Source organism: Microbacterium hatanonis, assembly GCF_008017415.1.
Lineage (GTDB): Bacteria > Actinomycetota > Actinomycetes > Actinomycetales > Microbacteriaceae > Microbacterium > Microbacterium hatanonis.
Genome location: NZ_VRSV01000002.1, coordinates 422,053 through 441,897, shown reverse-complemented (window position 1 = coordinate 441,897; position 19,845 = coordinate 422,053). Strand labels below are relative to the sequence as shown.

Below are 19,845 nucleotides of genomic sequence, written 5' to 3'. Positions count from 1 at the left end.
GACATCGATTCATACTCCTTTGGATGATGAGGTGGCGGGCAACCGCTTGCATTTGTGGTCGGGAACCGCCGCTGAGAGCAGTAAAGCAGGACACCGGTCGAATGACAACCGATTGCCAAACTTCTAGACCACCGTGGCCGTTTCGTTATTTGCCAGGGTGTGGACCGCCCGCTCAACCTCGTGGACGAAGTCCGCATCGTCTGCGAGCGCAGGACTCACGGCGCCCACCCAGTCCTTGGTGGGCCGGGCCTCCGTCGGACGCTCCTCGGAAGGGAGCATTCCGGCTTCGGTCGCGAATATCCAACAAGCGAAGGCGAACGCGCAGGCCGCCGCACTCCGGTCTAGGGATCGTTCTCGCTCCGCCACTGGCGCGATGCGCAGACGGACCTTCGTGGTCGTGTCACGAGCAATCTGTTCTAGGCGGTGTTCAATGCGAGGGTTCTCGAACCGGCTGAGTAGTGCGTCACGGTAGGCCGGTATATCGAGGCCGTCTGGGAGAGCGGACTCGGCCTCGTCCCAGAGCGCGTCGACTGCTGCGCGGCATGCGGGATCGGCGATGGCGTCGGCCACGGTCGCGTGCCCGCGCCGAAGTCCCTGGCAAGCAAGTAGCGTGTGCGCACCGTTGAGCAGCCAGAGCTTTCGCGCTTCCCACGGCTCAAGTTCGTCGACAAAACGGGCGCCGGCACTCTCCCAATCGGGACGGCCGGCCGGAAACTCCCCGCTGATGACCCAGTCGCTGAAGGGCTCTGCGACTACTGGAGCAAGGTCATCGAACCGCACCCGCAATGCATCTTCTTCGGCATCGGAGATGCGAGGTGTTATTCGGTCAACTGAGCTCGAAGCGAATGCTACGTTCGCCATGATCCACCGATGGAGTTCGGGCGCAGTATTGCGGGCCCATGAGCTCATGCCACGTCGGAGGCGGCCTCCGTTGTCGGGCAGGTTGTCGCACGAGAGCACGGCAAGTGGACCACCTCCAGCACGCCGTCGAGCCTCGAAGCCGAGAAGGAGACGCCCCATTGCTGTTGTCGGGCGCGCGTCCGCGAGCGCGAGGTCGCCAGTCGCTATGGCGCTCAGACCGGCGATGTCCGCCCGCACAGACGGGTCGTCGAGATCCGGCTCGTCACTCGGCGTCAGTCGATAACCCACCTCGGTGATTGTGAGTGTCACAACCGCCGTGTCCGGTGCAGCGAGGTCATGCATGAGCGCGGGGAGATCATCCCCCGGATGCGCTCGCACGACGCTTGAGACGACGCTGGGGCGGTCGCCGTCGCTGTCACGTTCGACCAGCGTGTAGACGCCAAATTGGGCATTGAGACGGTCCGGCAGGTTTCTACTGCGGCCGGTGTAAGCAGCGATGCCCCAGTCGGCCCCGTCCACACTTCGCTGGGTGTACCAGGCAGTGTGAGAGCGGCTGAAGGCTCCAAGGCCCAGGTGAACAATCCGGACGGTTGGCGCCTTAGCTGACCGCCGAAGTGATGGGGAGGTCATAGTTTGAACACCCGCCGCGGCTGACCGGAGACGGAGTCTGCGATGACACGTTCTGCGTCCCGCGACTGGATACGACCTTCGGCAACAAACCGAGCCAAGAATGCGGCGTCTGCTCTCCGTGCTGTGTCGTGCCGTGCGGGAATCGAGAGGAAGGCGCGGGTGTCATCGATGAACCCTGACGAGCGGGAGAAGCCGGCGGTCTCGGTGACGGCAGAGCGGAAGCGCGCCATTGCGTCGGGCGCGTCGAGGAACCACCATGGTGCCCCGATGAATACCGACGGGTAAAAGCCTGCGAGCGGTGCAATCTCCCGCGAGTAGACGGTTTCGTCGACCGCGAACAGCACGAGATGAAAGTTGCGCTCCAACCCGTAGCGCTCGAGCAGCGGGCGAAGTCCGCGCACGAAGTCCGTAGGCACCGGGAGGTCGTGACCGGTGTCGGAGCCAAACGCCCGCTTCGTTTGAGAGTTGTGATTGCGGAAGACTCCCGCGTGCACTGTCATGACGAGCCCGTCGTCGACGCTCATGCGGGCCATCTGAAGAAGCATGTGGGCGCGGAAAGCAGCCTTCCCCGCAACAGATGCCGAGCCCTCCACCACCGCATCAAAAAGCCTGCTCGCTTCGAGGGGGTCGATGTCGGCGGTCTCAGGTTGTTGGACGCCGTGGTCTGCGGATACCGCCCCGTTAGCGATGAAATGCGCCCTGCGCTCCTTGAGCGCACGCAGATATCCAGCGAATGACGTGGGCTGAGCCGTGGCCCCTAGAAGCGCCTCGATGTTCGAGGCGAACAATTCAGCATCGGGGTCCAGGTACTTGTCTGGCCGGAAGGTTGGCAACACGCGACCGGGTAACACGTCACGCAGCGATGCGTGAGCCGACAGGTCATCGAGCGGGTCGTCGGTTGTGGCCAGCACCTCGATGCCGAATTTCTCAAACAGCGCCCGCGGTCGGTACTCCGGCGAGGCGAGTCGTTCCGAGATCACGTCGAAGAAATGGTCGGCGGTATCGGGGCCGAACGCGCCTTCTACGCCCAGGATCTCCGCGAACTCCTCCTCCAGCCAGTAGCCCGACGCGGTACCCGTGAAGAGATGCCAGTGAGAGGCGAGAATCCGCCACACGTCGCGAGGGTCTGCAGCGTGCCCGCCCAGACCGAGGTCCGCATAATCGACACCTGCCGCGTGCAGTAGCCGAGTGACGTAGTGGTCGTGAGTGACGAGCAGATCGGCAGGATCCGAAAACGGGGTGTCATCCCGAAGCCATTCGACCGGGACATGTCCGTGGGGCGAGATGATGGGCGCGTCGGAGACGGAGCGATAGAGGTCTCGCGCGATGTCGCGTGTGCGGGGATCGGCGGGCAGCAGTCGATCCGGGTCACGACGTCGTGGCAAAGGCATTGCGCCATTCTGGGCGCATCAGGTTCGTCTTGTCAATCGGTTGCACGTTCGCGTAGCTGGCGCCGCGACACTCCCGACCGAAGGGTGCGCAACCGCTTGCCAGAACCCGGGCCATTCTGTTTCACTTAGATAGCCCGCGACGTCGCCTGCGCAAAGAGTGGCGGTCCGGCGGGCCCCGACCGGAAAGACCGCCGAATGCGAATCGATAAAGCAGAAGTCATCGTCACCAGTCCCGACCGCAACTTCGTGACACTCAAGCTCACGACCGCCGACGGCCTCACGGGCCTCGGTGACGCAACGCTTAACGGCCGCGAGATGGCCGTTGTTGCCTACCTCAGCGAGCACGTCGTACCCCTATTGCTCGGTCGCGACGCACGGCGCATCGAGGACACCTGGCAGTTCCTCTACCGCAGCGCCTACTGGCGTCGCGGGCCGGTGACGATGGCTGCCATTGCCGCAGTCGACATGGCGCTCTGGGACATCAAGGGCAAGGCGGCAGGAATGCCGGTATACGAGCTGCTTGGAGGTGCTTCGCGCAACGGACTTCTGGCGTACGGACATGCCTCGGGCCGAGACAACGAAGAGCTGTTCGACAGCGTCCGTGAGCATCAGGCGCAGGGGTATCGAGCGATCCGCATCCAGTCGGCGGTTCCGGGACTCAAGTCGATCTATGGGATCGCCTCCAACGCAACGTACGAAGAGAACTCGGGCGTTCGGTACGACCACGAACCAGCGCAGCGCGGCGGACTACCCAACGAAGAGGACTGGGACACGCGCAGCTACCTGCGCCACATCCCGACCGTCTTCGAGGCCGTGCGCAACGAGTTCGGCCCCGAGGTGCCGCTGCTGCACGACGGGCATCACCGGATGACACCCATTCAGGCCGCGCAACTCGGCAAGTCGCTCGAGCCTTACGACTTGTTCTGGCTCGAAGACTGCACGCCCGCGGAGAATCAGGAGGCTCTGCGGCTCGTGCGCCAGCACACTACGACGCCCCTCGCCATCGGCGAGATCTTCAACACCGTCTGGGACTACCAGCAGATCGTCCGCGAGCAGCTCATCGACTACGTCCGGTCGGCGGTGACGCACACCGGCGGCATCACACACCTGAAGAAGGTGCTCGACTACGCCTCGCAGTACCAGATCAAGTCCGGCATGCACGGACCCACTGACATCTCCCCTGTCGGAATGGCCGCGGCGATGCATCTGGGCCTGTCCATTCACAACTTCGGCATCCAGGAGTACATGAAGCACGGCGAGAAGACCGACGCGGTGTTCGAGCAGTCCTACACCTGGAACGACGGCTTCCTTCACCCGGGAGACAAGCCTGGCCTTGGCGTCGAGCTCGATGTGGATGAGGCAGGCAACTACCCGTACATCCGCGCGTACCTCCCGTACAACCGTTTGGCCGATGGCACCGTCCACGACTGGTGAGCGGCCGGCGAGCCTCGATAGAAATGGTGTCTACCCATGACAGATAACACATCCCTCACCGCGTCCTCGACTATCGGCGAGTGGCTCGACCACCCCAAGGGAGGACCTCTCGTTCGTGAGCTGCTAGCTCAGTCGGGTGCGAGGGAGGAGATGCTCGCCCCCATGCGCGGCCTCCCCCTTCAGCAGCTTGTCGCAGCGAGTGGCGGCCAGATGCCGCAGTCGGTTGTCGATGACCTTGTTCTCGCTGCCAACGACGGCGTCGTTCCCGCGTCTAGCGAATCGACGTCCGGATGGACTGAGCAGACCACACCCGGCCGCTTCACGGGCAAGACGGTCGTAGTGACCGGGGCTGCATCCGGCATCGGTCGCGCGACGGCGTCGCGCATCGCCCGGGAAGGGGGCCGTGTCATTGCCGTCGATGTATCCCAGGAGCGTCTAGACGACTTCAAGGCAACTCACCCCTCCTCAGACATCGTCGTGGTCCGGGCCGACATCACCTCTCAGGAGGACGTCGACGCTATTGTCGCCGCCGCCGGCCAGCGCATCGACGCTCTCGCAAACGTTGCGGGCATCAACGATGACTTCTCCCCCGCGGGCGAAACCAGCGACGCGGTGTGGGATCGGGTCATCGCTATCAACCTCACCGGGGCGTTCAAAGTCCTGCGAGCCGTGATCCCTGTGATGACCGCAGCCGGGACGGGGTCCGTTGTGAACGTTGCGAGTGAGGCCGCGCTCCGCGGGAACAGCTCTGGCAACGCCTACACGGTGTCCAAGCACGGCATCATCGGCCTCACGAAGTCCGCAGCGTTCATGTACGGGCCGCATGGTCTTCGCGTGAATGCAGTGGCTCCAGGCGGCGTGGCGACCGGGATTCCTATGCCTCCCCACATGTCCGCGGAAGGCTCGGCACGTCTCCAGCCTTTCCAGGCCATGATTCCTACCATCGCCACGGCGGAGCAGCTCGCCGCCTCCATCACCTTCCTCCTCTCGGACGACGGCGTGAACGTTAACGGTGCGGTACTCGCCTCCGACGGTGGCTGGTCGGTTCAGTAGTACCGGAACGACGGAGCCCCGTGACGTTTACCGTCACGGGGCTCCGTTGTTGTGCTGATACCGAAGGTCGTCGCCAGCTCACGGGGTAGGCAGGCGCTGAGGCATGACACGAGAGCGCGCACATCGCGCTACTTGATGGCCCCGGCTCCGATTCCTTTCACGATGTGTCGCTGCGCCATCAGGTAGAAAATGACAACGGGGACGATGGAGATCGTCGTCGCTGCCAGGAGGATCTGCTGCTGGGGAGTCTCGGCCGAGGTGAACGCTGTCAGCCCTCGCTGAATGGGCATCAAAGCGTTGTCGTCGAACAGCGCAAGCGCCATCAGATATTCGTTCCACGCCCCCAGTCCCTGGATGACGGCGACCGCGGCGAGCCCCGGTCTGGCCAGCGGGAGAATGACGGACCAGAAGATCCTTAAGGGACCGGCACCGTCCAGCGCGGCAGCCTCCTCCAGGTCACGGGGCTGGCTGACGAAGAAGCTCCGCATGATGAGCGTCGACATCGGTATGCCCGAAGTGATGAGGATCAGGATGTATCCAACGGGGTTATTGGTGAGGCCGAGCGAGATGAGCAGCTTGTACTGGGCCAGGAACATCGCCGGCGCCGGGATGATCATGACCGCAAGGATGACGAAGGTGAACACGCCTTTGCCGGCAAAGTCGAGCCGGGCGAGTGCGTAGCCAGCGAGGCTCGAAACCAGCAGGATGCCGACGACGGCTGAACCCGTGTACACGACGCTGTTGCGCAGGTAGGTTCCGAGATCCCCGTCTACCCACGCCGTGATGTAGTTACCCCATTGCGGCACCGCTGGGAGGAAGCTGTCGTTCGCGAGAAGCTCGGGTAGCGACTGGAGCGACCCCGAGATCATCCAGATCAGAGGTAGCAAGGCGCTGAGAGCGGCGACGGTCAGCAGGCCGTATAGGCCGATTTGGTCCAGCCGGAGGCGGCGACGCGGCACCTTTCGCTCCGGTGCAGACTCGTCTGCGAGCGTCGTGGTGTCTTCTGTGAGGGTCATGCTCGAGACCTCCGTCCTGTGATTGCGAGCTGAAGGACCGACAGGAGCACGAGGGCGCCGCCGAAGATGACGGACATGGCGGCCGCGCTTCCGTAGCGGTAGTTCACGAATGCTTCGTTGAAGATCGCGAGGGTGGGGACCATGGTGTGGTAGCCCGGGCCGCCGTTTGTGAGCACCTGGACTGTTCCAAAAATCTGTAGCGCCGCGAGAAGCGTCAGCAAGCTCACAATCGAGGTCACTGGCGCCAGTTGTGGCCAGGTGATGTAGCGAAAGCGCGTCCACGCGTTCGCGCCGTCGAGTTCGGCCGCTTCGTAAAGCTCCTGCGGTACGTCCTGCAAACCGGCTAGGAACAGCAGGAACCCGAAGCCCCAGTGGAACCAGATGAATACCGCGGCCACCGCCGGAAGTGCAATAGCCGGTTCGCCGAGCCAGTTCTGTGCGAGCGATCCCAGTCCGAAGATCTCGAGTAGCCGGTTCAGCACACCTGATCCGGGGGCGAGGATGAATGAGAACAGCAGACCGACGACGACGACCGACAGCACGCCCGGAAGGTAGAAGACGGTTCGGAAGAAGGTCTTGCCTTTGGTGATGCGGTTGACCGCCAATGCCATCGACAGCGCGATGGCGTTTCCGAGGAAGAACCCAACGACTCCGAAGAAGAGCACGTTGCGCATCGAGGCCCAGAAGATGGGATCACTTCCGACGAATTCGTAGTTCGCGAAACCGACCCAAGGAGTCTCGGGGCTGACGCCATCCCACGATTGGAAGCTCAGCAAGATGGCTTGGCCGAACGGCGTGATGGTGAAGACACCGATGAGGGCGATTGCGGGTGCCAGGAAGAGCCACCCAACCAGGTTCTGACGGAGGGGGCGGCCCCCACTCCGCGCCCTCTTCAGGCGCGGGGTGGGGACCAAAACGGGCTGAGAGGTCATGCCGACCGATCCTGAGCGGCCTGGATGTTGGCCAGGACCTCGTCGATGTCCGCCTCACCCAAGACGAGGCGCTGCGCCTCAGCCACAATCGCTGTCTTCACGTCGGTCGTGAAGGTCGTGGACATGGTCTGCATCGTCTCCACACCGTCGGCGAATCCTGCGAGCTGGGTGGGCACGGTGCCGCTGGCGAGTAGCTCAGGGTTGGAGGGCAGGATGCGACCGACCTCAGCGAAGACCGACTGCTGCTCGGGCTCGGTCAGCCACTTCACGAACGCGAGCGCTTCCTCCGGGTGGTCACCCTTCGGGTTGATGACGGCGCCCTTTCCGGGGACGCCGGGAGAGCGCGGATCGAGGGGCGCACCGTCGACGACGGGGATACCGATAGAGAAGTAGTCCTCGAACTCGGGATTCGTGCGGAGGCCTACCGAGACGCCCGGCGAGGCGTCAAAGATCGCTCCGGTGGCCTGCGTGAAGAATGCCGACTCGACGTTCGGGTTGTCGTCTTGGCCGCCCGGCAGCGAGTCATTCGCGATGACCCCTGCATCTTTCATGTCGACCAGAACCTGGAAGGCGTTGCGCCAGCCTTCGGACTCCCAGCTCGACTCCCCCTTGAAGGTCGCTTCGATCTCATCGTCGCTGAGCCAGTTGGACGCGAGGCCCCAGATGAGCTGAGGCGAGAGCGATGCTGCGACCGAGAACTTCGCGTCCGCTGCGGAGAGTGCCTCGATGAAGTCTTCGGCCGTCGCGGGGCTGTCGTCGAGATTGATGTCCGTCAGTGCCGGGTTCACGAGGAGACCGTAGGTCTGGGTTTCCCAGTGCACCGTATAGGTGCCAGCTGGCACATCGAGGTTGTTGCCGTCCTCGAATTTGGACAGCTCGAGGATTGTCGGGCTGAAGTTGTCGCTCCAGCCGCCGTCGAGTTCACTTGTGAGGTCCATTGCCCACCCGGCCCGATAGAAGGGCGCCATATCTGTGGCGGCGAAGGACGAGTAGACGTCGGGCATCGAGTTCGACTGGGCTCGAGCCTGCAGCTTGGGCAGGTAGTCAGCGTGGCCAGGGGAATCGATGGAGACCGTGACCCCCGTCTCCTGGGTGTACTGCTCGGCGAGCTGCGTGAGGGCAGCCTCCTGACCGCGCGACTGGTTCATGAAGGTCAACTCGACCTCGCCATCATCGGCGGGCTCCTCAGCCGACCCGGCGCATCCGGATAGCGCTAGTGAAACTACGACGGCTAGCGAGCTCGCTGCCACGAGGGCATTGCGGCGCCCGGCTCGGAACGGGGAACGATTTTTCTGCATGGTCCTCACCTTTGAAAATCAAGAGTTGTGTTGGTGCACGGGGGATTGCGTTTTACTTGTCAATCGATTGCCAGATGGGCGTGCCTCTCCTCACAGTTCTCTGGGGTTAAAGGGACGGCGCGTGGACGCGTCGAGATCTTGGCAGGGTTCCAAGTCCCTCGGAGGCGATCTTCCAGCCGAGAGGGAGTTCTGCGCCGGCTTCGTGGGCCGCGACAATATGCGCGATGGACGCGAGAAGGCCCCCGTTTGCGGGAAGGTACAGGCTGAGAAATCCCGGGATCTGCGGGTTGTGTCCGTTCGGTAGGTACACGTTCTTCGGCGACGGGAGCAACAGAGCATCGAGAGCTCGGCCTAGGTCGCCGAGGGTGGCTGCTGTCATTGCCAGAACCGGGTAGTCCCACCCCCAACTCGATTGGAGGTCCCAGTTTTCCCAGACGCTCTCGAGCGTCGCTGCCATAACCTCTGTGTCCACGTGGGCGGTGACGGGCACCCATCCCAACGCCATCAGCATCGAGGGGTGATCTTCCCGAATGAGATAAGGCGCCGTCGCGACGGCCGCATACGTTCCGTCGCTGAGGCGGGCAGGCTGATTCATTCCCCGTTCGACGCGTCGCCAACGATCATCGGGCGCAAGTCCTAGACGCTCACGCCATTCATTCGCGACGCGCAGCCCCCATGACCAATACGCGAGCTCAAACGTCGGGTCGGCGGTCGTATTGCGGTATGCAAGGTAGCTCTCCTGGGCGGGGATGAGTGGAGGGGGGAGCCGAAACGAACCGTTGGACTCCTCGACGAAGTCCGCCATGAACTCGGCTGTTGCCTGCACGAGCTCAAAGTTTTCGCGGAGGAATCTCCCCTCGCGGCCCTCGTGCCACATCAGTTCGAGCAGGTAAATAATGTGCGGCTGCTGCCAGATGAGGAATACGCCTATGTTGCTGGGCGACTCACGTGCGGAGGGATCCGTCTGCTTCGGCCAGCGAGCCCCGCGGTAACCCTGACTCCGAGCAGTCTCTCGCGCCGACGGGAGGGCGTTGTGGTAGAAACCGAGGCTCCGCTCCAGCAGATGGCCACGGCCCCACAGGGCGAAGTGAGCGGCATGCCACCAGTGCATTTCGAGGTGAAACTTGCCCGTCCAGGTGTTGTAGGTCAGCCCGGTCTCGGCCGGGGGCGTGGCTCCGGCACTATTCACGGCAAGAAGGTATTGCGACAGCACGACGCGTCGCTCAAGTTCCGCGGCGCCCGGTTCTGAACTTCCGGCGAAGCTGACGGCTGCCCCTGATCTCCAGTGCTCGTTCCACCACGTCGCTGCCGCGTCGCGGGTAGCGACGAACGTGGCTGTCCCTGCCGCGTGGTCATCGTCGACGCCGGGCCGCAACGTGACGACGACTTCGAGAGAGCCCGTCGCGCTAGTCGCCACGGCGCCGTCGCCGTCATGTAGGGAGAGGCTCCCGGTCGTGACAATGTTTACGCCGTATACGAAGGTCTCGACAGCGCGACGTGCAGTCCACTGTCGGCTCGAGTCTTTCGACCATTCCACCGACTCGTCCAGCGGCGACTCGAACGACGCCAGGTCATCGGGTTGCTTGTCGAAGACCCACGCCACACCCCACCCGCGAGAGAGCGCAGCGGATTCGACTCTCACCGCGAAGCGGTCAGCGTGGGGGTCGGCGACGGTTGTCACGTGCACGGGGTCGCCCTCGAGCACGTAATGGGCGTCGATTCGCCCCGTCCACAGGTCGAGTTCCGTGCGCGCGTCGGAGAGCAAACTGGGGCTCAACTCAACCGACTCACCGCGGCGCACGAGCGCCAGCCGGCCAAGGTGCGCGCGGCGCGGGTTGAAGTGGAACCACGCCCCCGCCTCGAACTCCGCGGCGATGGGATCACCAGCTCGCTGGAGTCCCATTTGGTCGAGGTAGGGAACCGGCCCTCGCGGCGTTGAGTAGACCGTGACAGTCTCCTCCAGAGCGAAGGCCCGGGTAGGTCGCGTCTCATACCAGCCCCAGGTGGATTGCGTACGCAGCGGGATCTGGAAATCATCGCGGTCAAAGACACGCGACCGCTGAGGCGGCAACCCGCTCAACCCATCTCGAACAACGCGCCGAGGGTCGGGCTTGATCTCGTGAAAGGCCGGGAACGACTGCAACCCCGAGATGTCCACGCTCAGCGCGATATCACCGTTGCCCACCGTGAGCACCTCGGTAGCGTGCGCATCGGTGATGACCGGGTTGTGACCCCGGACCAATGCATGTCGGTCCATACCTGCCTGCGGCATCCTCGCCTCTCAACGAATCCTGAGTTCGTTCTAGGTTTCGTGCGAGGAGCATAACATTGCGTGAGGAAATAGCTCAAGACCCCCGGGAGGCAACGGATGCCGCAGAAACGTGGGCCGTATGCGAAGTCAGATCTGCGTAGACGGTCGTTGAGCGCCGCCGCTCTTCAGCTGGTCCGGGATAAGGGGCACCGCAACGTGGCCGTGTCGGAGATCGCCGCGCTTGCAGAGACGAGCGAACCCACGGTCTATTACCACTTCCCGGCGAAAGAGCACCTCCTCATCGCCGCGCTGCAGCAGCACGACGACGAGAACATTCGCGCGCGCGGTGCCGAGGCCGGCGCCATTGCCGAGATGGGAGATCGTGCCGAAGTGGGGGTGCAGCGCACGAACTACGCCCGTCTGTACAACGAGCTTGCCGGCGCGGCCGCTGACCCGGACCATCCTGCCAATGAATTCTTCCGGCAGAGGTGGGCGCGGTCGGTAGAGGTTGTAGCCGCGGACATACGCCGTCTTCAGGGCCTGGGCAATGTGCCCGACCATGTTGAGCCGGAGGTGGCAGCGCACCTACTCCTGGCCGCTTGGGAGGGGCTTCAACTCCAGTGGATGCAGGGGCCGCCGTTCGACATCAGAATGCTCATCGAAGCAAACATCCGCGCGATCCTTGGGCCGGAGGCTCTGGACTGAATCGGCAGCCGCGGATTACACGCGGTTTGCTCTCGCGACTCCGCCCAGCCACGCGAGACTCGGCTTGGGCTGTCGTTCGAAGGTATTTCGGTCGACGGCTACGAGCCCGAAGGTGGGATCCCAGTGCCCCCACTCGTAGTTGTCGAGCAAACTCCAGTGAACGTATCCGCGGACGTCGGCGCCGTCAGCCATGGCCTCGCCGAGGGAGAGAAGCGCGGCCTCCGTGTACGCAATCCGACGCGCGTCGTCGTCGGTAGCGATGCCGTTCTCAGTTACAAGGATCGGCACGTCGGGCACAATTTCACGGGTGTGACGGACCGCGATCCCGAGAGCATCGGGCCGGTAGGCAGTCCGGACGAGGGTGTTGTCCGAAGAAACCGGATGCGGCTCAATTCCGTCGAGACCCACCCACTGCGCCGAGTATGCCTGCACCCCCACATAGTCGTCCCCTTGAGCTGCCTTGAGGTAAAGGTCCTCCCATACGTATTCGAGTTCCCGGCGTACGTCATCAGCGCCCGGCCGCGTCTCGAACGCGCGATTGGCGACTGACCAACCGAGCTTCGCGTTGGTGTTTGCCCGAAGCACCTCGCGAGCAGCCGAATGGGCCTGGATAAGCCGACGGCCGATGTCGGTCGGTGGAGCAGGTTTCACGGGGCGGGGCTCATCTGACTCAAGCGTGGGGCTAAGCCACTCCCGGCCATCTGGAGCCGTCCGCATCGCTTCCTGCTCGGCGACAAGGATCGCCAACATGTTGGGCTCGTTGATGGTGCACACCCACTCGACCTCGGCGAGTATCGGGCTCACCAACTCGACGTATGAGCGAAAACGGTCCACAGACCGTTCGCCGCGCCAGCCACCTTCTTCTGCAAACCACCGCGGCGACGTGAAGTGGTGGAGCGTAACGAAAGGCTTGACACCCATCTCCAGGCAAGCCTCGACCATGCGACGGTAGTGGGCGAGCTGAGCGAGTGACACCTGACCGGGGATGGGCTCAATGCGCGCCCACTCCACACCGAACCGGTACGTGTTGAGCCCTGATTCGGCCACGAGGCGGATGTCCTCGCGGTAACGGTGGTAGCTATCCAGCGCGTCCCCGCTACGGTCAGCACCAGTCATGAGCGACTCTTGTGCCCAAAAGTCGCTGTTCGAGTTGCCCCCCTCTACTTGGTGTGGCGCGCTGGCCGCGCCCCAGAGGAATCCGTCGGGAAAGTTGTACGTCATTGTGCCCCACACTCGTCGCTGAATTCTGAGTTCACTATAGTTTTCTAGCTTACCGACGAGGCCACGACCCATCAACCGGGCACGTGTCCGCGACGCATCAGGCGCGCGCGCACTTCTCCGCAGGTGCCTGCGAAGCGAGAGCAGCTGCCTGGAGGCCACCCTTACAAGACACCCTCGGGCAGCGACGCCTGCTCCTCAGGGTGCGGCTTCGGCTTCGGGATAAAGAAGGCGATGACTGCGCACACAGCCGCCGCGGCAAGTCCGCAGGCGAACGCAGCCTGGAAGCCCGCAGACGACGGCACCATCACGTCACCAAACGCGACGGACGACTCGGTGAGGATTACTGCGACGACCGCGGCCGCGATGCTCGTGCCCAGAGCCCTCATGAGCGTGTTGAGCCCGTTGGCAGCGCCCGTCTCGCTCCGAGGCACAGCCTGCATGATGAGCGTCGGCATAGCTGCATACCCAAGCCCGATGCCAACTCCGATGAGGATGTTGAAGACGAGTACGAGCGCCACGTCGAGATCAAACGCGAGTGCGCCGATGTAGCTGAGAGCAATAAGCAGCGCTCCCGCGACGAGCAACGGCTTTGGTCCGAGCCGCCGTTCCAGGCGGCCGGCTACCGGCGACATCGCGAGCATCGCCAACCCCGACGGCATGAGAACAAAGCTCGCGCTCAGTAGGGTCAGACCGAGCCCGCCCGTCTGTGTGGGCAGGCCGAGGAGTTGTGGGAACACGATGCTCGAGGAGAAGAGCGCAAAGCCCATCGCTATAGACGCCAGGTTTGTCATGAGCACCGGGCCGCGGGCACTCACTCGAATGTCTACGAGCGGATTGGTCACGCGCAGTTCGTAAACACCCCACACCAACAAGACCACGACGCCGCCGATGAGGCAGCTCAGCGTGGCGGGTGATGTCCACCCCCACTGATTCCCCTTCGACACCGCGAGCAGGATACCGACCAGCCCGAGTGCGAGTCCCAGCGCGCCTATGAGGTCGAGGCGGCCACCGTTTCGTACCGTATCCGCTGGCACCACTACGGCAAACAGGATGAGCGCGACCAGGCTGATGACCGCAGCCAACCAGAACAGCGCGTGCCAGTCGAAGTTCTCCGTGACATAGGCGCTCAGCGGGAGGCCCAGCGCGCCGCCGACGCCGAGAGTCGCGCTCACCAGGGCAATCGCCGAACCCAACCTGTGCGGAGGCACGGCGTCGCGAAGGATCGAGATTCCCAGTGGAACGACACCCATTCCTGCACCCTGCAGTCCGCGACCAATGATGAGCGGCACCACGGTCGGCGACAAAGCACAGATGACCGAGCCCGCCACCAGGATCATCAGCAGCACCAACGCCACTCGGCGCTTCCCGTACATGTCGCCGAGCTTCCCCGAGATGGGGGTGCATACGGCCGAGACGAGGAGCGTGACGGTGATCACCCACGCGGTGTCGTCACGGCTCGCACCCAATAACTGCGGCAACTCCGCCTGTATCGGGATGAGGATCGTCTGCATGAATGACGCTGCCATTCCTGCGAAGGCGAGAACGCCGACGATGAGCCCCGGGCGAGCCGAAGCGGAGGGCAAAGGGCTGCCGGGCATAACGAGGATCCTCCTGCTGCAGAGGCGGCCCGCCGTAGCCGCCCGCGCGTTTTGAGACGGCGTCTCACTTCGTAGACACGGTAGCAGTTTGTAGACTGCGGATATGACGGTCCGCGAGCGCTCTCGAGACGCCTTCCGCCTTGAGCTCGCTCAAGCGGCGGTCAACGTGCTCGCCGCCCGCGGTTTCGAGCAGGTGACCGTTGAGGATCTCGCGCAACATCTCGGGATCTCCCGAGCGACGTTCTTCCGATACTTCGGGTCAAAGGACGACGTCGTCGTCGCCGTCATCCAGAACCCGGGTTTGGCGTATGCCGCCGCTCTTCGCGAGGCTCCTTACGACCGGGACACCTCGGCCTGGGTACTGCTGCGTGCGGCGTTCGAGCCAGCCGTGACCCAGTCGGAACGAGACCCGGCCCGGCTCCGTGCCCGGCTTCGGATGATCTCCGGGCTTCCCGGCTTGCGCGCCCGTATTGCCGAAAAACGCTTGCACCAAGTCGCCGACGTCTCCAACGCACTCGCGGAGCGCATCGGAGATGAGGACGTGGCCCGGACGCTCACGGTTGCGGCGTATGCCGCCGTCGACCTTGCTTGGGAGAAATGGGCGTCAGCCGAGGAGGGCTCGTTCCGCGCCGTGCTCGACCGCACCTTTCGTGACCTCGGCAAGGCGTGATGGCGCGGCAAGGATGCGCGCTTAGCGACTCCTGAACGTTGAGCGCCCTGCCCCCGCAACTTCGGTGCGTCCGGAGGGGAAGACGACTCGCGCGGACGACCCCGGAGGCACGACAACCGTCACCTCAAGGTCGTCGCCTTCGAGCTTCCAAGACGCCTCGATTCGGCCTTGTGGGCCGTCGTGGTGCCCGCGGGCCCACGTCAGGCCTCCCCCAGGCACCGGGGCCACGCGGAACGATTCCCAGGCCACAGATGACGACTCCTGGCGCAGGCCAAGCACATGGGTGTGAAGGAACCGGATGACAGCGCCCTTGCTGTAGTGGTTGAGGGATTCATGAGCGTTGCCCTTGTCATCGATCCCCTCCCACTCCTCCCAGATCGTCGTGGCGCCGCGGTCCACCATGTAGAGCCAGGAGGGCGCGGTCCGCTGCAAAAGGAGCTCGTAGGCGACGTCGCCGTATCCATTCTCCGCAAGTACGGGGAGGAGATCTCCTGTCGACAGGAAGCCGGTGCCGAGGTGAGTGTCGGCGGATCTGATGAGTTCGACGAGGCGGGCGGCAGCTGCGGCCCGTAGCTCATCGGGGATGAGGCCAAACGCGATTGCGCGGACGTAGGCGGCTTGGGTGTCGGTTGTTGTGCGGCCGTCTGCTCGCAGGAACTCGGTGCGCCAAGCTTGCAGGATGCGCTCCGACAGGGATGCGTATCGAGCGTAAGCGTCGTCGTTTCCCAAGAGCTGAGCGATCCGCGCAAGGGTGAGGGTGGAGCGATGGAGGTACGCCGTACCCACCTCTCCCTTGTCAGCCATGAACCAGGCCATCGGGTTCTGCTGAACAGGGTTGATGGGGTTGCCGTCGGCATCCTTTTCTTTTGGTTCAATCCACTCGCCCCAGTGGAAGGAGCCGTCCCAGAGGAACTGCTCGTGAGCCGCGGGTTCGGGTGAGCGTTGCTCGCGCGAGTGGTGGCGCGCTGTTCGAGCCGAGCCCAGCGCCCATTCGACCCAGCGCGTCATCGCGTCCCAGTTCTCGGCGAGTATCTCGGTGTCGCCGTACGACTGGTACATCTCCCAGGGCACAGCCACGATGGCGTCGCCCCAACCGGCGGATCCGGTCATCTGCGCGAACTGGTCGTCCAACTTGTTCTTGATGCGTCGACCGTCTGGCGAGAAGTTCGCGATACGGCCGTCGGCAAGCTGGTCGTCCCGGACTGACTGCAGCCACTTCCGCGTGAATCCGAGTACGTCGAACAACCGCGTCGCCGTGGGGGCGAACACTTGGTAGTCGCCGGTCCATGCCAGCCGCTCGCGGGTCGGGCAGTCTGTTGGTACGTCGACCGCGTTTCCACGGAAGCTCCAGTCAGCGATCTCGTGCAGCCGGTTGAGGTCTCCAGCGCTGCTCTCGAATTCACCCACTCGGCGCAGGTCAGTGTGCACAATCTGCATCGATACGGATGCGGCGTCGAGAGGCGCATCTTCGCGGCTGATGCGCGCGTACTGGAACCCGTGGACTGTGTGACGCGGCTCGAACACGGCCTGCGACCCATCAGATGTCACCTCGTCGCGCTGTACGAACGTGACGGGCGGCTCTCCCGGCCGGGTGGAGTCGAGATGCGAGGTAGAGAGGTCACCGTTCGCCGCTACGAACTCGCCGTAATCGACGATTGTGCGCGTGCCGGCGGGTCCGAGGTCGGTGAGCTTCAGCCAGCCAGAGGCGTTCTGTCCGAAATCAGCGACCCACACTCCTTCGCGCAGCTGAGTAAGCGAGACGGGCGTCCTACTCTCGATGACGCGGATTGGCGGCGCAGGAGACCAGGTGATTGGCGGGGCGTCGACTTGGCTGACTCGCGCGGGTTCGGCTTCGTCCATGGCGGCCGTGAGGTCGACTGTCTCACCGTCCATGAGGCTAGCCCGCGTGATGACGGTGCGCGCGCTCGACCACGAAGCGTCTGTACGAATGACGCTGCGCTGACCGTCGACATGCTCGATGTGGAGCTCTGCGCGCGCGGCAGTTGTCGCACCCCATCCTGCTGGCATCCGGAACGCTCCCACTTCGCCGCGGAACCAGCCGTCCGAGAGTTCCAGTTCGATGCGGTTGGGGCCGATGAGGAGCGCGCCCGTGACGTCGGCGGCCTGCGCGTAGAGAGTGGAGTCGTACGAGGTCGACCCGGGAGACAGCTCCGCGGTTCCAGCCCTCTGCCCGTTCACGTGGGCGTTGTAGACACCGAGCGCTGTGGCGTAGAGGCGGGCCGTTGCTACCTCGGACTCGAGATCGAACTCGGCGGCGAGGGAGTAAGCCGGTCTCTTACCCGGGCCCGGCTCGCCGTCCTCTGCGGGCGAGATCCAGTCGGCTCGCCAGTCCTCATCAAGGAGCCCTACCTCGAACTCATGCCACGTCGACCAGTCCGAGACAGCTTCGATCCCGGTGACACGCACGCGCCACTTCACTCGCTCTCGACTGTGAAGGCTCGACCAGGGCCACTCGACGAAGAGGTGGCGAGCCCCATCAATCGACACCGCCTCCAGGGGCCGCCCGTCGACTGCAGCCTCAAGTTCGTACGAGGTCTGATTTCCGATGGCAGCCGGGGCTTGGAACGAGAGCCGCGGTCGCGATCCGGAGACCAGGAACTGGTCACCCCCGCTGTCGATACCAAGGTTGTGAGGCGTGCGGTTCATAGAGAGCTCCTTCGCGTGCCGACGCGGGCCGCCTTGTGAGCGGCCCGTGGATTCAACGTACGGATTTGACCTTGAAGAGGATGATGAGACCGCCGACGAGGGCGAGGACCGCGCCGCCGAGGTACAGCGCCGTGTAGTTCTTATCCGCGCCGACCGCGCCGATGGTGATTATCAGCGGGGCGATAAGCGGCGCCACCGCGCTCGGGATCTTCTGAGCGAAGGCCACGACCGCCATGTAGCGACCAGCTTCTGAGCGGTTGGGCAGAATCGCGAACACCATGGCCTGATTCACAGTGGCGAACACCGCGATGGCGAGCTGCATGAGCACGGCACCGACAATGAGCTGCGGGAGCGAGTACGCAAAGGCCTCGAAGATGGCTCCAGCGACGAACAGAATGGCTGCGATGATGACGAAGAGGCGGCGCCTCTTCAGCTTGTCCGAGAGGAAGCCGCCGAGAAGTGCACCGCCTGCTGCGGCGACGACGCCCAGCATTCCGACGGTCGCTACAACGCCGGCAACCTCTCGCACCGGCAGGTCCAGTCTCTGCGCGTAGAAGAAGGTGCCAAAGGTGGTGTTGAAGTACAAGCCGAAGAAGAAGAAGAAACGGCCGAGCCAGTTCCACGCGAAGTCCGGGTACTTACGGGGGTTGAACCCGTAGCCGGCGACGACCTTGCGGAGGGTGACGCTCGAATCGACGGTGATGTTCTTCGAACTGCCTTCCGGCTTGATGAGCGGGAAGAGCACGAGCAGAACCGCGCCGATGAGACCGGGAACGAGGAAAACGAGGAAGGTGCTCGAGGAGACCGCGTAGGCGATGCCGATGCCGAGCACCGGTGCGATCTGCGTCATAAGACCCGTGAGCGCTGAGACCTTGCCGCGCTGGTTCTCCGGGAGCTTGTCGGCCTGAATGTTCTGTACTGCGGCGCCGGTGGTCGACCACCCCAGCATGCCGATGATCCATCCCACCGCGATGAGCGGAATCGAAGGCGCCAAGCCGATGATGACCAGGCCTACGAGACCGACGGCGGCTCCGAGGAAGAGGAACGGCGCGCGCCGTCCGAGCCGGGAACGGAACCGGTCGCTCCAGATACCAATCATGGGGCTGAGGACGAGGAATACGAGCTGCGCTGACCCGGTGATGTACCCCAGCACCTCTTCGCGACCGGGTGCCAGCTCGGACAGTCGCAGCGCGATGCCGTAAGACAAAGGCACCATCATGGCGATTGAGCCACCGAAGCTGGCGAGCATCAACCAGAAGATGTAGCTGCGACTCATCGGGACCTGGGGCTCGCTCGGGGCCGCCGGCCGCTCACTCTCCAGGGGCAGCGCGTCGGGGCTTGCCCCCGCCACTGGCTGCGAAGCCACCACGTTCTCGATAGTTGCGTCGCGCTCTGATTGGTTATTGGACACCGGACTCCTCCATTGAAGTGCGCCGTCCTCAGGGTGGGACGGGGTGATGGCAATCGGTTGCGACGCCTCCCAGACAGTAACCACGATGGTTACAAAATGCAAGAATGGCCAGATGTCCCGCCCCGGCACTCACGCCACGACACCCGCCCGACGTGAGCAGATCGTCCGCGCCGCGCTGGCGAGCTTCGCTCAGCACGGTTTCGAGCGGGCGTCACTGCGCGACATCGCGGGTCGGGCGGACATGACTCATGCCGCGCTCCTCCGTCACTTTTCTGGAAAGGACGAGTTGCTCCTCGCTGCCCTGGCGCTGAGCGACGCGGACGATGAGCAGATGGCAGCGCGTATCGCAGCGTCAGATCTACCTCCGCGCCAGATCTTGGGTGCGGTACTCGAGGAGGAGTTCGCGCGTCCTGACTATCAGCGGAGCCTCCTCCTGTTGACTGTCGCGGCCACGGACCCGGACCACCCCGCTCACACCTACTTCGTGGGACGCCGCGAGAGGTTACGAACGCGATTCACGACGACCCTCCTCGCGGGCGACGGCGACGGGACTGCCCTCACCGCTGATGAGCGAGTGACCCTCGTCCTCGCGATGATTGACGGCCTGCGGATCCAAACACTTCTTGACCCTGAACGAGCATCCATCGGACTGCTCGACGCCTTCATGGGCTTGATTGGAGCGGGCGACGCACCGAGCGCGGCATAAC

General features: G+C 63.9%; 15 protein-coding genes. 5 read left to right on the top strand and 10 right to left on the bottom strand.

Annotation, left to right across the window (positions count from 1 at the left end):
* Positions 1–123: 123 nt before the first annotated feature.
* The gene (locus FVP77_RS12225; RefSeq protein ID WP_147894871.1) at positions 124–1,491 is read right to left on the bottom strand and encodes a mannitol dehydrogenase family protein; all 1,368 of its coding nucleotides are present in this window, start codon (positions 1,489–1,491) and stop codon (positions 124–126) included.
* Entirely contained in the window at positions 1,488–2,882 is a 1,395-nt protein-coding gene (gene uxaC, locus FVP77_RS12220; protein ID WP_147894870.1) for a glucuronate isomerase, read from the bottom strand. Before uxaC ends, FVP77_RS12225 begins: the two co-directional genes overlap by 4 nt.
* 195 nt (positions 2,883–3,077) lie before the next feature.
* Here uxaC and manD point away from each other — a divergent pair, with 195 nt between their 5' ends.
* Both manD and FVP77_RS12210 read left to right on the top strand, forming a co-directional pair.
* Entirely contained in the window at positions 3,078–4,316 is a 1,239-nt protein-coding gene (gene manD, locus FVP77_RS12215; protein ID WP_147894869.1) for a D-mannonate dehydratase ManD, read from the top strand.
* Between the two features lie 36 nt (positions 4,317–4,352).
* Entirely contained in the window at positions 4,353–5,369 is a 1,017-nt protein-coding gene (locus tag FVP77_RS12210) for an SDR family NAD(P)-dependent oxidoreductase (RefSeq protein WP_147894868.1), read from the top strand.
* A gap of 128 nt (positions 5,370–5,497) precedes the next feature.
* Here the strand turns inward: FVP77_RS12210 and FVP77_RS12205 are convergent, their stop codons facing one another.
* From FVP77_RS12205 to FVP77_RS12190, 4 genes are all read right to left on the bottom strand, one after another.
* Entirely contained in the window at positions 5,498–6,385 is an 888-nt protein-coding gene (locus FVP77_RS12205; protein ID WP_147894867.1) for a carbohydrate ABC transporter permease, read from the bottom strand.
* Entirely contained in the window at positions 6,382–7,317 is a 936-nt protein-coding gene (locus FVP77_RS12200) for a carbohydrate ABC transporter permease (RefSeq protein ID WP_147894866.1), read from the bottom strand. The genes FVP77_RS12205 and FVP77_RS12200 overlap by 4 nt, the downstream gene beginning before the upstream one ends.
* Positions 7,314–8,465 carry an ABC transporter substrate-binding protein gene (locus FVP77_RS12195; RefSeq protein ID WP_187266927.1) on the bottom strand — a complete coding sequence of 384 codons (1,152 nt, stop codon included), beginning with the start codon at positions 8,463–8,465 and terminating at the stop codon, positions 7,314–7,316. Before FVP77_RS12195 ends, FVP77_RS12200 begins: the two co-directional genes overlap by 4 nt.
* A gap of 256 nt (positions 8,466–8,721) precedes the next feature.
* The gene (locus FVP77_RS12190; protein ID WP_147894864.1) at positions 8,722–10,809 is read right to left on the bottom strand and encodes a hypothetical protein; all 2,088 of its coding nucleotides are present in this window, start codon (positions 10,807–10,809) and stop codon (positions 8,722–8,724) included.
* A 225-nt stretch (positions 10,810–11,034) separates the two neighbouring features.
* Here FVP77_RS12190 and FVP77_RS12185 point away from each other — a divergent pair, with 225 nt between their 5' ends.
* Positions 11,035–11,571, top strand: coding sequence for a TetR/AcrR family transcriptional regulator (locus FVP77_RS12185; protein WP_187266926.1), 537 nt, complete (start codon positions 11,035–11,037; stop codon positions 11,569–11,571).
* Between the two features lie 15 nt (positions 11,572–11,586).
* Here FVP77_RS12185 and FVP77_RS12180 read toward each other — a convergent pair whose 3' ends face one another.
* Positions 11,587–12,792 (bottom strand): family 1 glycosylhydrolase, encoded by a 1,206-nt coding sequence (locus tag FVP77_RS12180; protein ID WP_147894862.1) that lies wholly within the window; start codon positions 12,790–12,792, stop codon positions 11,587–11,589.
* A 161-nt stretch (positions 12,793–12,953) separates the two neighbouring features.
* Positions 12,954–14,390 carry an MFS transporter gene (locus tag FVP77_RS12175; protein WP_222707728.1) on the bottom strand — a complete coding sequence of 479 codons (1,437 nt, stop codon included), beginning with the start codon at positions 14,388–14,390 and terminating at the stop codon, positions 12,954–12,956.
* Positions 14,391–14,493: 103 nt separating this feature from the next.
* Here FVP77_RS12175 and FVP77_RS12170 point away from each other — a divergent pair, with 103 nt between their 5' ends.
* The gene (locus tag FVP77_RS12170) at positions 14,494–15,060 is read left to right on the top strand and encodes a TetR family transcriptional regulator (protein WP_147894861.1); all 567 of its coding nucleotides are present in this window, start codon (positions 14,494–14,496) and stop codon (positions 15,058–15,060) included.
* Between the two features lie 21 nt (positions 15,061–15,081).
* On the opposite strand, the gene FVP77_RS12165 is transcribed toward FVP77_RS12170, so the two are convergent.
* Together FVP77_RS12165 and FVP77_RS12160 are read right to left on the bottom strand one after the other, a co-directional pair.
* The gene (locus tag FVP77_RS12165; RefSeq protein ID WP_147894860.1) at positions 15,082–17,727 is read right to left on the bottom strand and encodes a family 78 glycoside hydrolase catalytic domain; all 2,646 of its coding nucleotides are present in this window, start codon (positions 17,725–17,727) and stop codon (positions 15,082–15,084) included.
* A 52-nt stretch (positions 17,728–17,779) separates the two neighbouring features.
* Positions 17,780–19,138, bottom strand: a complete 1,359-nt coding sequence (locus FVP77_RS12160; RefSeq protein WP_222707727.1) for an MFS transporter — start codon at positions 19,136–19,138, stop codon at positions 17,780–17,782.
* Between the two features lie 112 nt (positions 19,139–19,250).
* Here FVP77_RS12160 and FVP77_RS12155 point away from each other — a divergent pair, with 112 nt between their 5' ends.
* Positions 19,251–19,844, top strand: coding sequence for a TetR/AcrR family transcriptional regulator (locus FVP77_RS12155; protein WP_147894859.1), 594 nt, complete (start codon positions 19,251–19,253; stop codon positions 19,842–19,844).
* Position 19,845 lies beyond the last annotated feature (1 nt).

Excerpts from the sequence above, each read along its gene's own strand:
- FVP77_RS12225 (WP_147894871.1), bottom strand. The coding sequence starts at position 1,491 with ATGACCTCCCCATCACTTCGGCGGTCAGCTAAGGCGCCAACCGTCCGG.
- uxaC (WP_147894870.1), bottom strand. The coding sequence starts at position 2,882 with ATGCCTTTGCCACGACGTCGTGACCCGGATCGACTGCTGCCCGCCGAT.
- manD (WP_147894869.1), top strand. The coding sequence starts at position 3,078 with ATGCGAATCGATAAAGCAGAAGTCATCGTCACCAGTCCCGACCGCAAC.
- FVP77_RS12210 (WP_147894868.1), top strand. The coding sequence starts at position 4,353 with ATGACAGATAACACATCCCTCACCGCGTCCTCGACTATCGGCGAGTGG.
- FVP77_RS12205 (WP_147894867.1), bottom strand. The coding sequence starts at position 6,385 with ATGACCCTCACAGAAGACACCACGACGCTCGCAGACGAGTCTGCACCG.
- FVP77_RS12200 (WP_147894866.1), bottom strand. The coding sequence starts at position 7,317 with ATGACCTCTCAGCCCGTTTTGGTCCCCACCCCGCGCCTGAAGAGGGCG.
- FVP77_RS12195 (WP_187266927.1), bottom strand. The coding sequence starts at position 8,465 with ATGAACCAGTCGCGCGGTCAGGAGGCTGCCCTCACGCAGCTCGCCGAG.
- FVP77_RS12180 (WP_147894862.1), bottom strand. The coding sequence starts at position 12,792 with ATGACGTACAACTTTCCCGACGGATTCCTCTGGGGCGCGGCCAGCGCG.
- FVP77_RS12175 (WP_222707728.1), bottom strand. The coding sequence starts at position 14,390 with ATGCCCGGCAGCCCTTTGCCCTCCGCTTCGGCTCGCCCGGGGCTCATC.
- FVP77_RS12170 (WP_147894861.1), top strand. The coding sequence starts at position 14,494 with ATGACGGTCCGCGAGCGCTCTCGAGACGCCTTCCGCCTTGAGCTCGCT.
- FVP77_RS12165 (WP_147894860.1), bottom strand. The coding sequence starts at position 17,727 with ATGAACCGCACGCCTCACAACCTTGGTATCGACAGCGGGGGTGACCAG.
- FVP77_RS12155 (WP_147894859.1), top strand. The coding sequence starts at position 19,251 with ATGTCCCGCCCCGGCACTCACGCCACGACACCCGCCCGACGTGAGCAG.